General features: G+C 69.9%; 13 protein-coding genes and 1 pseudogene. 3 read left to right on the top strand and 11 right to left on the bottom strand.

What is annotated here, in order from left to right; translation table 11 throughout:
• Nucleotides 1–80 precede the first annotated feature (80 nt).
• The 5 genes and pseudogenes from ACWGJY_RS29740 to ACWGJY_RS29720 form a co-directional block, all read right to left on the bottom strand.
• Complete coding sequence (locus ACWGJY_RS29740) at nucleotides 81–1085, bottom strand: alpha/beta hydrolase (protein WP_453263956.1); 1005 nt, start codon at nucleotides 1083–1085, stop codon at nucleotides 81–83.
• A gap of 170 nt (nucleotides 1086–1255) precedes the next feature.
• Entirely contained in the window at nucleotides 1256–2782 is a 1527-nt protein-coding gene (locus ACWGJY_RS29735; RefSeq protein WP_453263955.1) for a GMC family oxidoreductase, read from the bottom strand.
• A 431-nt stretch (nucleotides 2783–3213) separates the two neighbouring features.
• Nucleotides 3214–3855 (bottom strand): GMC oxidoreductase, encoded by a 642-nt coding sequence (locus tag ACWGJY_RS29730; protein ID WP_453263981.1) that lies wholly within the window; start codon nucleotides 3853–3855, stop codon nucleotides 3214–3216.
• Nucleotides 3841–4080, bottom strand: a pseudogene (locus ACWGJY_RS29725) (GMC family oxidoreductase N-terminal domain-containing protein); the annotation flags it as partial. The gene ACWGJY_RS29730 and the pseudogene ACWGJY_RS29725, both read right to left, overlap by 15 nt.
• 148 nt (nucleotides 4081–4228) lie before the next feature.
• Nucleotides 4229–4849 (bottom strand): TMEM175 family protein, encoded by a 621-nt coding sequence (locus ACWGJY_RS29720; RefSeq protein ID WP_453263954.1) that lies wholly within the window; start codon nucleotides 4847–4849, stop codon nucleotides 4229–4231.
• Between the two features lie 109 nt (nucleotides 4850–4958).
• Between ACWGJY_RS29720 and ACWGJY_RS29715 the strand changes: the two genes are divergently transcribed.
• Nucleotides 4959–5153 (top strand): hypothetical protein, encoded by a 195-nt coding sequence (locus ACWGJY_RS29715; RefSeq protein WP_453263953.1) that lies wholly within the window; start codon nucleotides 4959–4961, stop codon nucleotides 5151–5153.
• Nucleotides 5154–5593: 440 nt separating this feature from the next.
• Complete coding sequence (locus ACWGJY_RS29710; RefSeq protein WP_453263952.1) at nucleotides 5594–6217, top strand: TetR/AcrR family transcriptional regulator; 624 nt, start codon at nucleotides 5594–5596, stop codon at nucleotides 6215–6217.
• A gap of 68 nt (nucleotides 6218–6285) precedes the next feature.
• Here ACWGJY_RS29710 and ACWGJY_RS29705 read toward each other — a convergent pair whose 3' ends face one another.
• Both ACWGJY_RS29705 and ACWGJY_RS29700 read right to left on the bottom strand, forming a co-directional pair.
• Nucleotides 6286–6675, bottom strand: coding sequence for a lipocalin-like domain-containing protein (locus ACWGJY_RS29705; RefSeq protein ID WP_453263951.1), 390 nt, complete (start codon nucleotides 6673–6675; stop codon nucleotides 6286–6288).
• Between the two features lie 372 nt (nucleotides 6676–7047).
• Nucleotides 7048–7470 (bottom strand): peptidase inhibitor family I36 protein, encoded by a 423-nt coding sequence (locus tag ACWGJY_RS29700; RefSeq protein WP_453263950.1) that lies wholly within the window; start codon nucleotides 7468–7470, stop codon nucleotides 7048–7050.
• A gap of 946 nt (nucleotides 7471–8416) precedes the next feature.
• On the opposite strand from ACWGJY_RS29700, the gene ACWGJY_RS29695 reads away from it, so the two are divergent.
• A complete protein-coding gene (locus ACWGJY_RS29695; protein ID WP_453263949.1) occupies nucleotides 8417–9616 on the top strand; it encodes a cytochrome P450 family protein in 1200 nt (399 codons plus the stop codon).
• 178 nt (nucleotides 9617–9794) lie between these two features.
• Here ACWGJY_RS29695 and ACWGJY_RS29690 read toward each other — a convergent pair whose 3' ends face one another.
• The 4 genes from ACWGJY_RS29690 to ACWGJY_RS29675 form a co-directional block, all read right to left on the bottom strand.
• Entirely contained in the window at nucleotides 9795–11141 is a 1347-nt protein-coding gene (locus ACWGJY_RS29690) for an FAD-dependent oxidoreductase (protein ID WP_453263948.1), read from the bottom strand.
• A gap of 290 nt (nucleotides 11142–11431) precedes the next feature.
• Nucleotides 11432–12982, bottom strand: coding sequence for an AMP-binding protein (locus ACWGJY_RS29685; protein ID WP_453263947.1), 1551 nt, complete (start codon nucleotides 12980–12982; stop codon nucleotides 11432–11434).
• Between the two features lie 217 nt (nucleotides 12983–13199).
• Complete coding sequence (locus tag ACWGJY_RS29680; RefSeq protein ID WP_453263946.1) at nucleotides 13200–13457, bottom strand: hypothetical protein; 258 nt, start codon at nucleotides 13455–13457, stop codon at nucleotides 13200–13202.
• Between the two features lie 214 nt (nucleotides 13458–13671).
• Nucleotides 13672–15045 (bottom strand): carotenoid oxygenase family protein, encoded by a 1374-nt coding sequence (locus ACWGJY_RS29675; protein WP_453263945.1) that lies wholly within the window; start codon nucleotides 15043–15045, stop codon nucleotides 13672–13674.
• Between the last annotated feature and the right edge of the window lie 210 nt (nucleotides 15046–15255).

The raw sequence follows: 15255 nt of genomic DNA, 5'->3' as shown, positions 1-15255 counted from the left end.
GGGCCGGAGTCGGCGCGCGACCGCGCCCAGGGTCGGCCCGGGGCGCGGTCGCGGAACGCGCGGGAGGAAAGGCGTTCACGTCACGACCCGTGCTGGTCGAGCAGCCGCCGCAGCCACCGGGTCTGCGCCGCTTTCGCGTCACGCGAGAGCGGCGCCTGCGGGATCATGACCGCGAACCCGTGGAAGCCTCCGGGCCACACGTGCAGTTCCGCCTGGCCGCCGGCCTGCCACAGGCGGGAGGCGTACGTGACGCTCTCGTCCCTGAACGTCTCCGCCGAGCCCACATCGATGAAGGCGGGCGGCAGTCCTCCGAGGTCGGCGGCCCGCGCCGGAGCCGCGTACGGTGGTACATCCAGTCCGCCCGCCCGTCCGGCGAGCAGCGCGTTCCACCCCGTCGCATTGGACGTGCGGTCCCACAGTCCCGCGCCGTCCATCTGGTGACCGGACGGGGTGTCGTTGCGGTCGTCCAGCATCGGGCACGACAGCATCTGGCCCAGCAGCGCGGGGCCCCCGCGGTCCCTCGCCATCAGTGCTACGGCCGCGGCGAGGCCGCCACCGGAGCTCGCCCCCTCAATCACGATCCTGGTGGGATCGATGCCTGTCTGAGCCGCGTGGCGCACCAGCCACAGCAGTCCCGCGTAGCAGTCCTCCACCGCCGCGGGATACGGGTGTTCCGGGGCGAGCCGGTACTCCACCGACACGACCGCGAGCCGCAGTTCCCCGGCCAGGTCCAGGACGGCGCTCAGACCGGAGGTGGCGTCGCCCAGGACCATTCCGCCGCCGTGGATGTGGTAGAGCGCCGGCAGTGCGCCGGTGGACCCCGAGGGCCGGCAGATCAGCAGCCGGACACCGGGCCCCTCCCCATGTGTCCCGGCTGCGTGCTCTTCGACATCGAACGCCCCTGATCGGCTCAACTCCGAGCTCGGGACGCTCATTTCCTTCGCGTTCCGCCGCGCCGAGCCGATGCCGTCCGGCAGCAGCGGAGGAAGCATCGCCGTCAGGGGCTCCAGGAACGGAACGAGGTCGGGGTCGAACGGCGGGCGGGGTCCCGGGGGCCGTGCGCCGGGAACGGGGCCGGAGGTCATCGCGAACTTCCCTTACGGCGAGGGGTCACCGTCCGGCACTCCTTGCCGGCGCGGGTCGTTCGGGGTGGGCGCGGCGACTCGGCGGCCGGGGGCGGGGCCGGGACCGGAGGCCGGTGGCCGGTGTCGGCCGACGCGAAGTGCCTCGTCCTCCGGCCTGACGGGCCGCCCGCTCACGCCTCGGCGCCCGTCCTGATCAGCTCCGCCGCGCGCTCGGCGATGGCCAGCACCGTCGCGTTGGTCGGGGCGGACACGAGGGAAGGCATCACGGAGGCGTCGGCGACCCGCAGGCCCGCCGTGGAACGCACGCGCAGCTCGGGGTCGACCACGGCCAGTGGGTCCGTGCCCATCCGGCAGGTCCCCACCGGGTGGAAGTACGTGCTCGCCGTGCTGCGCAGGTAGGCGCGGCACGCCTCGTCGTCCCGGACTCCGGCTCCCGGGAAGAGCTCGGTCGAGCCGAAGGGCGCCAGCGCGTCCGTCCGGCCGAGCTCTCGCGCGAGTCGCAGACCGGCCATGAGGCGGTCGAGGTCACGGTCATCGCTGAGGTAGGCCGGATCGAGCAACGGAGAGGTGGCCGGATCACCGTCGCGTAGCCGGAGCGTGCCCCGGCTCGCCGGGTCCATGAGGGAGAACAGGATCGAGTAGCCGCCCGGGTCCGCGCCGGTCCAGCGGGGCCGAACGGCGGCCCCCACGAAGAGGAGCAGCAGGTCGGGTGCGACATCCGCGGAACTGCGGCAGAGCACCTGCGCCTCGGCCGAAGACCCACCGGGTCCCGGCGTTTCCTGCGAGGCATGCACCACGTAACTGGTCACATGGTCGTGAAGGTTGCCGCCGACCCCCGGCAGGTCGGCAGCCACGGACAGGCCGATGCTCCGGAGATGATCGGCGGGCCCGATCCCGGACAGCATGAGGAGGTGCGGCGAGCCGATCGCCCCTGCCGCCAGTACCGTCTCGCGCTCGGCCACAACGGTACGCACTTGCCCGTCCACGGCGTACTCCACACCGCGGCAACGTGCGTCCTCGACCAGGAGCCGGCGAACGAGGGCGCCGGTCAGGACAGTGAGGTTGGGACGGTCGAGGACCGGGAAAAGGTAGGCGTCGGCCGCGCTCTGCCGGCGCCCCGACACCACGTTCGTCTCACGCCACGAGACCCCTTCGGACTCCCGTCCGTTGCCGTCCTCCAGCGGCTTGTGCCCCGCCTCGACCGCGGCGCGGAAGGCCGCGTCCGCGAGCGGGCCGGGAGCCGGGACGGGCTCGATGCGCATGGGTCCGTCCGTACCGCGCACACCCGGGTCACGCCCTACGGCGGATTCGCTGCGCCGGAAGAACGGCAACAGCGCGCTGTGGTTCCAGCCCCTCGCTCCCTGCGCCTCCCAGGCGTCGTAGCCCGCGGGGTGGCCGCGGTGGTGCACCATGCCGTTGATGGCGCTCGACCCGCCCAGCACCCGGCCGCGCGGCCACGCGTGCACAGCATCCTCGGTTCCGGACTGTGCCGTGGTCGAGTACGCCCAGTCCACGGACGACCCCCACAGGCTGAAAGAGGCCAGCGGGTCCGGATACGCCATCGCCTCGGGCCCGCCCCGTTCGCCGGCCTCCAGGAGCAGCACGCGCGTGTCCGGAGCCTCCGAGAGCCTTGCAGCCAGCACGCACCCCGCGGTGCCGGCTCCGACGACGACGTAGTCGTACGTGATGACGCTCATGGTGCTTCTCCTGATCGTCCAGCGCGCGGGTGTGGGGCATGTCCTCGGCCTGGCCCAAGTAGCCCGGCCGCACGGGACCGTGAGGCGGAGAGCATGAGGACGTCAGGGGCACCCGGTTGCGCGCACGGGAATGGGCTGACACGGATCACCCTATGCAGACCCCGCACGGCACACGCTGTGAGATCTCCACACGCGAGGACGTGGTCGGTGTGGAGCTGCCACCGATTGCGCGGCCGTCCGGGAAGCCCTCGAAGCACAGGCCGGGGTGGCAGTTGCACCGTGCCGCCGAACTCGTGCCGCACAGATGGGCGGAGACGGCTCAGCCGCAGTGGCGAAGAGGCTGCTCCCGAAGCCTCCCGCCGTCTCTGTGACGAAGGTCAGCGCCACAGCGGCGGGCAGCCGGGCGCAGGCCCACACCTGCCGTCGGAGGTTCAGGAGCAGTCGGCGATGATGAGTTCCGCGGCTCGTTCTGCCACCGCGAGGACGGTGGGATGAGGGTTGGCGGCGGGGATGGACGGCATGACGGAGGCGTCCACCACACGTACGCCGTGAAGGCCGTGCACGCGCAGACGGGTGTCTGTGACGCTGCCCATGCGGCACGTGCCGACCGGGTGGAAGTATGTCGATGTCTTTCGGCGCAGCCAGGAGCGGAGTTGGTCCTCCGTCGTGACGGACGGGCCCGGCAGTGCCTCGTGCCCGCGCCAGGCATCCAGCGCGGGGGCGGCGGCGATCGCCCGGACGGTGCGGGCCGCTGCGACCATGGTCGTCAGGTCGCGCTCGTCGCGCAGGAGCCCGGGGTCGATCGCCGGGGCGATGCCGGGATCGCCGGACAGCAGCGACACCGAACCGCGACTGTGCGGTGCAATCGCGCTGAACCCGAAGGCGTAGCCGGGCCGTCCGGGCAGCGCCAGCGCCACGTCCATGAAGAACACCTGCACGTCGGGGACAGCGAGCGAGGCGTCGGTGCGCAGCGCGCCCGCGACCTCGATGTGGTTGTTCGTCTGCGGGGGCATCGCACGCCCCGCGACGTGGAAGGTGAGCGCCAGTGGGTGGTCGCTCAGCTGTGCGCCCACACCGGGCAGGTCCGTCACCACGTCGATGCCGTGAGCGCGCAGTTGGTCGGCCGGACCCACCCCTGAGAGCAGCAGCAGGTGCGGTGTGCCTATGGCGCCGGCCGCGAGGACGACCTCCGTCTTCGCGGCGACGGAATGCTCCTCGCCCCCGCGCACGTAGCGCACGCCTGTGCAGCGGGTGCCCGCGAAGACCAGCCCCGTCACCCGGGCGTCGGTCACTACGGTGAGGGAGAAGTCCTGAGCAGGGTTGCCCCTAACGGCTCCTCCAGCGGTACGTCAGAGTGGGCCCGGCCGGGTGGCCGTGCCGGAGAAGCAGTAAGAACGCCGACGTCTCTCCCGGTCGTCAGCACCGCGTTCACCAGGTGCCGCTCGATCACGGGGCGGGTTCGGTGACCGGCTGGGGCCGACGGCTGAGCCAGCGCCGTATGGGGACGACCAGGATCCACCAGTACTCCGTCAGGCTTGGTGAGACCAGCGCCAGCGGCACCGAGGTGGCGAAGACGGCTGCGACCGTGGCAGACGACATCATCGAACCGGTGACGAGCTCACGCGAGATGTCGTTCTTGCGCAGCTCCGGGCGCCCGCGCAGCAGCAGGGACATGGCTGTGATCAGGCACGCGGCAATGCAGATCGTCATGGCGTAGACCGACGTGGCGATCGCGCTGCCGTGATAGCCGCTGATCAGTTTCGTCGGGAACGGCAGGGCCGCGACGATCCCGAGGAATGCCATGTCGAGGTAGAGGAGCGATCCGTCCAGTACCTTTACCATGCCGAAGAGCCGGTGGTGGGACAACCACAACGCACCGACCACGATGAAGCTGAGGGCGTAGCCGGCGACCGTGGGAAGGGCCTTCTCCAAAGCGTGGCCCAGTTCCCGCGAGGGCAGCCCCTCGGGAACGGTCATCTCCAGCGCGAGGAGAGTGATGGCAATGGCGAAGACGGCATCCGCGAAGGCTCGCATCCGCTCGACGTCGATCCCGTGCAGCTGTCTCACAGTTCAGTCTCCTGATCGGTTTTCACGTTCTCGCGCCGGTCTTCGTCGCGGCCCGCGCCATCGGCGCGCGGGAGGTCCTGGGACGGGGTATCGGACGGTGCGACCGCCGGTGGCCGGCCCGGGGCGCCCTCAGGCCGACACGAGTGCCATCGTCGCTGCCGCGAGCGCCACCCGTGACCAGTGGTTCCGCTTCGCCGTGACGGACCGCGGGCTCGCCACCCACCCAGGCGCCGCGGACGTGGTGGGCCGCTCCGCCCCGTACGAGGCGGGCGGTGGGCTCTTCCGTGCGTCCCGCCCGGCATGATCGGAACGGGCCACGATCACGCGTACGGCCAGCGTAGGCGGCGCGCGGCGCACACTGGATGGCTCCGGCCCACAGGCAGCATCGCCGTGACTGTGGTTCTCCCACTTATCACGGAGATCTCCCGGTCCGGTGCCCGTGCCGATCACGACTCCGGCGTCCCCGGGAGCGTTCGGGGAATCAGCGGGCCTGAGCCCGAACACGGGACCGTAAAGAGGCGAGGCAGCGCCGGCTCGCACCCGATAGGCGGGAGAAACGCGGAACACCCAACCGTATGCCCCTGCCTCCACACCGGAAAGCGCAGTACGACATCGCGGCACTCCACGGACCACACGTGCCACGACGCGAGTCGATCGTTCCGTTCACCTCGCAAAGGTCCCGCACCAGCGACGGCACAGTGTGCACATCCCGTGGAGCGAATGAGGAGTGTTAGCGTCACCAGCATGGAGCAGACCAGCAGGGGGCGAGGCCGTTACCATCACGGGGCACTCAAAGAGACCCTCGTCGAAGGCGCGCAGAAACTCCTCGCCGAGAAGGGCACCGCCGGGTTCAGCCTGCATGAACTCGCGCGCCGTGTGGGTGTGAGCGTGGCGGCGCCGTACCGCCATTTCGAGAACCGGGACGCCCTGCTCGGCGCGGTAGCCGCTCGGGGGTACGAGAAACTGCTGCGAATGCTGGGGGAATCCTTGAGCGACGCCGCAGGGCCGATAGCCCAGCTCCGCCTTTTCGGTGTGTCCTACATGCGGTTCGCGATCGATTATCCGGAACTCTTCGAGATCATGTTCACCGATCGTTATCGGGGCCAGACCGAGGAAGCGCAGCGGGCATCGTTCGAGCCGATGATCGATTTCGTGCAACAGGCACAGCGGGCCGGTGCACTTCCCTCCGCCGCACCCGCCGCCCACATCGCCCGCTTCCTGTGGGCGACGGCGCACGGTCAGACCGTGCTGCATCTCAGTGGCGGCTTCGGGGTGCTCGGCATCGACGACACCCCTGCGGCCCTGAACGCGTCGGCGTGGTCGGCCCTCCTGGGCCCGGCGTTCGGTGCGGATGGGACCGAAGCCTGAAACGCGCGTCGCGGAGCAGCGCGCCGCCCCGCGACGGGACAGTGACCTCCGTACACCGAGAAGAGGGCTCAACGCCCCACTGGTTCCGTCCCGTTCACCCTCCGCGTCCAGACCAGTTCGATACGGGGCCGGCCGGGGCGGTCGGTCGCCAGGACCAACTGGCCGGGCCGCTCATCGAAACGGGCGTAGCGTTCCTGGTCCTCGGTGAAGGGCGGCAGGCCGACGTCCACCACGTGCCGTACCAGTTCACCTTCGGCGATCACTCGTCCCACGTACGCCACCGCGGGGGCCGGACCCCGGCCGACGATGACGACGGCCATGCGTGCGTCCCGCGTATAGATCAGCTGCCCTTGTGGCGCCTCGCCGTAGGGCCTGGAGCGTACGTGCCCCTCGCCGTCGAGGTCGGTGACACTGATAAGAGTCCACACACCGACAAGACGTTCCCACTGCAATTCCACTGCCCTGCCTCCATGACGTGACGTATCGGCTGACGCTCGGCCAGGACCGCGGGAGCCCCGACGCGCGCGGGTCGGCGGCGGCCAACGCCACGGACTGGCGCTGAGCCACAGCCCTCGCCGCAGGAGAGTGCCCGTCGCGATCCCGCACCGCGGCGCTGGGCCCACGGTCCGACCGCCCTTGTCCGTACAGACGCACACCTGGCGGCGGCTCACGACGCCGGAACCGGGCGCCGCATGGACGAAGGGGTGCGGGAGCCCCGGCCGGATGGTACGGCCGGGGCCGGCGCGGGCCGCGGCGTGCCGGGCGCCCCTACGTCGGCCTCACCCAGACGGCCAGGACACAGCGGCGCCCCCGCGACAGATCACATGCCCTTACGACGTGTGGGACTGCGATGCCCAGGGGCATGGCCTGTAGGAGGAGATCCTGTCATTCATCGAGAAATGAGGCAGGTTCGTCACATTGGACGCCTCGAAGCCGGCCGGAATGACAAGGGTGTCCCCCTGGTAGTTCGGGTCCGCGTAGAAACACATGTCCCGGGACGTGAAATTCGCTATCGAGGAGATCGCGTCGTTCATCCCCGTTCCGGAGAGATCGGAGAAGCTGCTGGTGGCGGTCTGTGAAGCCGCCCCCTGGTAATCATTGTCGGTGTAGACACACATGAGGCCCGAGCCCGGTCCCCCGCACGGCTCGGCCGCGGACGCCTGCCCACTGGAAGCCATGCCGAGCGTGGCCGCTGCCATTGCCGTCACGGCCGCCGCGACGATCTTCTTCCGCGTCCGACTGATTCGTACCATCTGGGCACATCTCTTTCTGATCGGGAAATTCTGCAGATTCTTGAGCGGACTCGAAAAACCCCGGAATGCGGACATGACCGATCACGGCCGTCGGCCCACCGGAGCCGGGTTCAGGAAACCCGCCCACCGGTACAACAGATCCACGTAATCCGGTCACGGACCAACGGGTTGGCCGGCCGATCCGGAACAGCCTCTCGAGCCACCATTACTCTAGGGAATACGCACCGGCCACTCGTGTGTGTGAAGTACCGCGAAAAGAAGCACAGTTGTGGGAAAGCGACAGGACGGATCGGACGGACGCGACCCGACCGGGACTCATCGCGCCCAAGGGGTCACCTCCCGCGGGACACACCTGGCACCGCACCGAACTGACCACATGCACACCTCCCGTGGTCACACACAGCCCGGCTGCTCCACCCCGGTTTCGTTACGGTGGCATCCAACGCGGTTTCTCCTCCCTTGCCCACCGAAGTCCTGGCCCGGTGCGCCTGGCCGCCCATTTCACGCCCTTTCGGTCAGGAAACTGTGCACCGACGAGAAGACACCACCGACGGGCCCGGCATAAGGCCTAGGCTTTGACGAGTGGGAACCCTCCGATGAAGCGGGGGCATTCCTCCTGGCGGACACTCACGGCGAGGGAGACACACTCGCTGTCTCTCGGGGGAAACACGCAGGCCTTCTGACGCCGGATGGCACAGAAGACCCGCCGTCCGCCTCGGCTGACCGCGGGTCGACCAGCCGAAGGCGGGACTGGCTCAGGGCGTCGGCGCTTTCTTCGGCAGTGCCGCTCCGGCCACATCGGCCCCCCGCCGCATGAGGTGTTCAGCCGGGCAACACGGCAGCTGAGGGCGATTCCCCAAAGAACTCCACGTCCACACCACCGTGTGCCTTTGTCCCACACGCCGCACACCCAGCACCGGGAAGAAAGAGAAGAGAGAGCAACAACGTGAACGCACAAGCCGAACCGAGCCCCTTCGCCGCCGTCGCCGGAAACAGACGGCACGAGCTGTACACAGCTCTCGCCGCTCAGGGGCCCGTTCACCCGATCACAGCGCCGTCCGGGACTGTGGGCTGGCTCGTGACCGGCTCCGAGGAGACGCGAGCACTGCTGGCCGACCCGCGCATCGTCAAGGGCGGGTGGGGAGCGGCAGCGTACATAAGCACGCTGCCGGAAGAGACGGCGCGCGCAGTGCATTCACACATGCTCAACAGCGACCCGTCCGTCCACACCCGGCTGCGCAAACTGGTGACCTCGGCCTTCACCCGACGCAGAGTCGAGGAACTGGCGCCGCGTATACAGCAGATGACGGACGAGCTGCTGGACGCGGCTCAGGGACCGGAGTACGTGGACCTGATCACCGCACTGGCCTATCCGCTGCCCCTCAACGTCATCTGTGAGCTCATCGGCGTCCCTGAGGAGGACCGCACTGAATTCCGCTCCTGGACGGCTGCTGTGGTGTCACCCGGAATCTACAGCCCTCAGGATTACCTGCGGTCCGTCACCTCGCTGCTCGACTACAGCCGCTGGCTGATCGTCAAGAGACGGCACACACCGCAGGACGACCTGCTCTCCACGTTGATCAGCGCGCGCGACGAGGGGGAAGGTCTCACCGAGGACGAACTGACCTCGATGATCTTCCTTTTGCTGATCGCAGGACACGAGACGACCGTCAATCTGATCGGCAACGGTGTACACGCCCTGCTGGACCATCCCGGCCAGCTCGACCTGCTTCGGGAACGACCGGAGCTCCTTGACGGGGCGATCGAGGAGCTGTTGCGGTACGACAGCCCCGTGCAGACCACCACGCCCTACCGAACGGCGCAGCCCGTCGAAGTGGGCGGGGTAACACTCCCCGAGGGAGCGGTAGTCTACTTCGCACTGCTGGCGGCCAATCGGGACGACAGGCGGTTCCCTTCCGGCACCGGACTGGACATCACCCGCGAAGGCCCCGCCCACGTCGCTTTCGGCCACGGAATCCACCACTGCCTCGGCGCACCCCTCGCCCGGATCGAAGCACGGACCGTACTCCGTACGCTTCTGGACCGCTTCCCCGATCTTCGCCTGGCCGTACCCACGGAAGACCTGTTCAGGACACCATCCATGATCATGAACGGCCTGGCCGCACTTCCCGTACGCCTGAAGTAGTCGGAGCGCGCGCTGAAACGAGCGGAGCGAGATCAGCCTCAGCACGCTGCACTGGGAAGCGGACATCGCGCGGAGCCCCGTCACCGCCCCGCTGGACCGGCGCTCCGCCACAGGCGGTCACACCTGTGAAGCGACGCAGGCGCCGCCGGCAGAACCCCAGCCGGAGGCCCGGATCGCCTCACAGCACGGAACGGCGTCCGGCGAGCGCGGCCTCGACCCGCTCCGCCGCGTCCGGCGCGGCCAGGACAGCGGGGTCGTCCATCATGTTCGTCACGCGAAGGAGCAGGGCACCCAGGTGTGCGTCGTCCTGAGCGGCCCTGCGGAAGCGCGTGAGGTAGTCGGCGAACTGCCGCATCTGCGCGGTGCGCACTCCGTCCACCTCGGGATATCTGAGGTCTCCGGCGACCGCGATGTTCCAAGGGGTGTCGAGCACCCGGGCGGCGGCTCGGAGGAATGCCGGGCCTGGATCGTTGTGGTCGTCGTCCAGGAGGTCCCTCAGAAGCACAGCCTGGAGCGCAGCCACGGTCATCCCTTGCCCGTAGAAGGGGTTGAAGCTGCACAGTGCGTCCCCGGCCACGAGGTATCCACCGGGGAGGCTCGGAAGATCCTCATAACGCTTCCGGATGCCGGCGGGAAAGCGCATCAGCGCCGGTTCGGTCACAGGCTTCCCCGTGCGGATGATCTCGGCGAAGTCGGGCGTGGCAAGGCTCTCCGCGTGAGCGAGGGCGCCGGCGTCGTCGGTCGGCGGCGTCACGCCCAGCCAGCCCCCGAGTGAGAGGGTGAGCAGGCCGCCTTCCTGGGCGATCGCGATGGCGCTTCGCGGTGTGCCCGGGAAGGCGGAGCACGCGGTCAGGCACCGCCCGCCCAGATGATGGGACTCCCGCTGATAGACCCGTGCCACATACGTCGTCCGTACACGCACGGTCTCCTCGTAGGGGCGACCGTATCCGAGGTCTTCAAGCCACGCCGGAGAACGCGACCCCCGTCCCGACATGTCGACGACCAGGTCGGCCACCAGTCCCGAATCGGCGGCTGCGCCGTCGGCGCGGAGCCGGACCCCCGTGACCCGGCTGCCGTCCCGAGACCCGGTCAGGCCCTGTACGACGCACCGGTCCATGAACGTCACACCGGAGATGTCCCGCACACGGGACCGAATGGCGTGCTCGAGGAGTGGACGGCTCACTCCCAGACCGCGCAAGCCGGACGGGGCCGGTTTCATCAGCATGCCGTCCTGGTACCAGTGCATGTCCGACTGCATGTCTGCGAGCGGCGCGCCGGCAGCCACCAACTCATCGGTCAGGCCTGGGAAGAGATCCTCCAGCACCACCCTGCCTCGCGCGAGGAGCGCGTGGACCTGGCGGCTCTGGGGGGTGCCCCGGCGTGTCGACGGATACTCAGGAAACCGGTCCCGCTCGATCACGGTGACACGGTCGTGGAACTCGCTGAGCACACGGGCCATCAGTATGCCCCCGATCGAGCCTCCGACAACAACGGCGTGTGCGCGCCGACCCGGCGATGTGTTCATTCTCGCCACTCCTCCGTGCGGTGTGTGATGACGCGTGCCGCGCTAGACGGGCCGCCGTGGGAAGTGGTTGCTGTTACTGCCTCTCCCGAAAAAAACGACGTGCCGTTGTGAGCGTAGGAGCGCGGCAGCGCCCTCCCTCTGTCCAGCCGGGACAGGCCACTCCCCCCGTCCTGTGGGTCACACACACCCTGTCGCGCACCGCGCCGGGCCGTCGGCGGTGCACGCGGCCTGTGAGCCGGTGATCCAGCGCCCCGAAGCACGGCCGGAGGCGGCGTCACGGCCCGAACGGGTCACAACCGGGCCGGTGTCAGGGCTGCGCGCAGGGCCTTCTTGTCGGTCTTGCCGACGGCCGTACGCGGCAAGACGTCGGCGAAGGAGTAGGAGGAGGGGGCGTACAACTCGCCGAGCGCCTCGGTGATCGCGTCCGTCAGGGCCGGCAGATCCGGTGTGGCGTCCGGGTCCTGGAGCACCAGTACCGCGTGCACCGTCTCCTTGCGTTCGCGGTCCGCCAGGCCGACGGCGGCGCCCTCGCGGATGCCGGGGTACGTAGCGAGGAAGTCGTCGAGGAGGCGGGAGTAGACGTTGCCCGCCGTGCGGCCCGACACGATGACGTCCCGGGCCCTGTCGACCAGGTACAGGTGGCCGTCCTCGTCCTGGTGCGCGATGTCGCCGCTGCGGAACCAGCCGTCGTCGTCCAGCACTTCCGCGGTGCGCTCCGGGTCCTTCCAGTAGCCCTCCATGACGCTGCGGGCACGCAGGTACAGCTCGCCGAGGTCACCCGCCGGGACCCGCTTGCCGTCCTCGTCGCGCACCTCGACCTCCACTCCCCTGGACGGTCGTCCGCAACCGCTGAGGGTCCTCGGCCTGCTCAGGTCGTGCTCCCGCGGGGCGAGTTCGGCGATGCTGCCGGTCTCCGACGCGCCGTAGATCTGGTGCATCACGGGCCCGAAGCGTTCGACCGCCTGGCACAGGCGCTCGGGAGAGGCGGCTGAGCCGCTGTAGTAGATCCTCCGCAGGGCGGGGAAGCGGTGTGGGAGGCAGCTGGGGTGGTCGAGCAGTTCGTACAGCCACGGCGTTACCAGCATCACCCCGGTGACGCGTTCGCTCTCCATCAGGGACAGCACGGTGCCCGCGTCGAACGACCTCGTCAGCACGACGGTCTGCCCGGTCAGCATGCCCACGAGGAGGGTCCGGTGGCCGCTGGCGTGCGTCACCGGTGTGGAGGTGAGCAGGACGGGCTCCGTCGCGGCGGGCAGGTAGCCGTACGCGTCGCGCGCCAGCTCCTCGTAATAGGCGTGGCGGTGCACGACCAGTTTGGGCTCGCCCGTGGTGCCACCCGTGTAGAAGAGGGTGGCCACGTGGCCGGCGCCGGCGGCCTCGCCCGGTGTGAGGCCTTCCCGGCCGGACGCCGCGGCCGGGAAGTCGGATGCCCCGGGGCACGTTCCGATGCTGAAGACGTGGGGAACACCCACTCGCGTGGTGACCGGCAGGGCCCGGTCGGCGAGAGCGGGATCGAACAGCAACGCCTTGACGTCGGCGCGCCTGATCAGGCCTTCGAGTTCGCTCCCGCCGAGTGCGAGCGGCACGAAGACCAGTCGGCAGCCCACGAAGTGCACGGCGAGTTCGAGCAGCACCGCTTCCGGGGAGTTGTGCGTGAACAGTGCCACCCCGTCTCCCGGTTCCAGTCCCGCGGCGCGCAGTGCCGCGGCGAACTCCAGGACCTTCTCGGAGGCTTCGTCGCCACTGAGCCGCCGGGCTCCGAACACGATCGAGTCGCGGTCGCCCTTCGCCCGCAGTCGCTCCAGTACCGCGGTGGTGTAGTTGGCCGGGTCACTGCTCATGTCCTCGGTGTCTTCCTTCGCATGGTGTGTCCGGGCCCGGCTTCGCCGGCGGACTGAGGTTCCGGTCCGCAGGGACCGCGCGGACCGCGGCCGTGCACGGCGTCACGTCCCCGTGCACGGCGTCACGTCCCCGTGCACGGCCCTGACACAGAGGTCCGGCCACCCGGCGCCCCCACGGGCCGGGCAGCCGGACCTCGGCCTCGGAGAACGGGTGCGCTCAGGCGCAGCCTGCGTTCTTGTAGGCGGCGTCGGCCGCCTCGGCCTGCTCCATGAGGGCACGGACCTGGTCCGCGGGCGCGCCCTGCTGCTGGGCCGCCATGGCCGCGTCGTGTGCCTGCTCGTACCTCGCCCGGAGGTCGTCACAGACGCTCTGGGACTGCTGGGGGCTCGCCTGGGCCGTGGTGGCCGTGGCGACCCCGGTTCCGACGAGGGCGAGGGCGACAGCGGCTCCGGCGAGCAGACGTCGAGACTGCATGGGTCTCCTTCGGGGCGGGGTGGTGGGGCCCGGCGGTGTGCGCGGGCCGACGGTGTGTTTCACACTAAGGGCGGCCTGTTGGCCGTGCGCTGTTCCGCGGCGACAGGTCCGGGATCTCGTGGTGTCGCGGGGGCACAGGGGCGAGGGCGCGGTGTGTCCGCGCGGAGCGTCACGGATGCGGTGCGCGCGCATTGCCGCTGCCGAGCAGGGCAGTTCAGGCCGCTTCCGGCTGATCGGGGAACCACGAGCCGTGGAACCCGGCGGGCACACCGCGCGGCAGCGTGACGGCGGCGACGGGCGCGCCGGCCACGTCCGTCGCGTCCAGCACGAGGAGTTGCGACGCCTTCCCGTCGTGTGTGGTCGTGATGGTCAGCAGCCAGCCGTCGGCCTCGTCGCGGCCCGGCGCGGCGCTCGGCACGAAGACGGCCTCGCCCGGATGTACGCCGGCCGGCAGTTCATGGACGGCCGTGGCGCCGGTACGGGTGTCGTAGCGCAGGATGCCCGCGCGTGCGCCGGACGTCACCGGTGAAGCCACCGCGTACAGGTGGCGGTTGGGGCGTCCTGTCCTGTCGTCGTCGATCGTCGGGAACTCCGCGCCCCGGTCCATCAGGGGGCTCTCGGTGACTCGTCCCACGGCCGGGTCGACGGTCCACCGGTGCAGGCGCGCGAAGGCGGCTTCCGTGTCGGCTCCCGGCTTCGCGCCGCGTGGGCCGATGCGGCCCCACATGGCGTCCGCGTGCTCCGCCCCGTACCGGCAGACGTCGATGACGATGCGGCCCTGGGCGTCCTCGTGGGCGTTGCCCACGTGGAACACGTAGCAGGGGTCGATCGCGAACCACCGCACCTCGCAGGGATCGCGCAAGGACATGACACCGAGCTTGGCGCCGTGGCTCTCGTCCCAGGCGAACGGCAGCCGTGCGCCCGGCCGGTGGACCATGGGCAGGTCGAGGAAGACGGCGTGGTGCTCGGTCAGCGCGAAGTCGTGCATCATCGTCGGCGCTCGCACCGCGATCTCCGCGCTGATGACGAGCCGCCCGTCCGCCGAGAGGCGGTGATAGGTGAGGTAGGGGGGCCGGAGTCCGTAGCCGAAGAAGTGGAGTTCGCCGGTGGCCGGGTCGGACTTGGGGTGAGCGGTCATCGCCGTCGTGAGCCGGCCTCCGAAGTCGCACGGCCCGACGGTGGACAAGTCCCGGGTGACCTCATGGGGAAAGCCGTTCTCCACCAGCGCGAGAAGCTTGCCGTGGTGCTCCATCACATGCGTGTTGGCGGTGACCGCGCGACGATCGGGCCGGCCGCTCCCGCCCCCGAGCGGCGGCGTGCCCGCGAGCAGGCTGGTGCGCACCCATCTGTTGCGGTACCACTCGGCACGGCCGCCGCTTAGCCGGATGCCGTGCAGCATGCCGTGCCCACCGAACCAGTGACCGGGGTCCTCGCCGGGCCGTGGGTTGGGTCCGTTGCGGATATAGCGCCCGGTCAGTTCGGGTGGCAGTGTGCCGGTCACGGGCAGATCCCGGGCCTCCGTCTCGTCGGGAACCGGGGCCATGTGTCCGGTGAGGTAGGGCGGGGTGGTGGGTTGGTTCGGATTCACGGCTGCAGCCTCTCGGAATCGGTCGGCGGGGTGACGGCGGCGGCCCCGGCCGGGCGTCCGGGGAGGCGGCCGGCCGGAGCCCTCAACGAGCAAACCGCATGGCGAGTGGGACGAACAGTGAGGCTCCGCCAAGCTCGTTTCCGCAGTTCAGTGGGGCTGGTGTGATGCGTCGGTGAGGTCCTCACTCTGGCAGGTGGCGTGATCGTCGGG

It is taken from the genome of Streptomyces sp. NPDC054765, from assembly GCF_053612065.1.
Note: the sequence above shows the minus strand (reverse complement) of the source record. Positions and strands in the feature narration are given on the sequence as shown.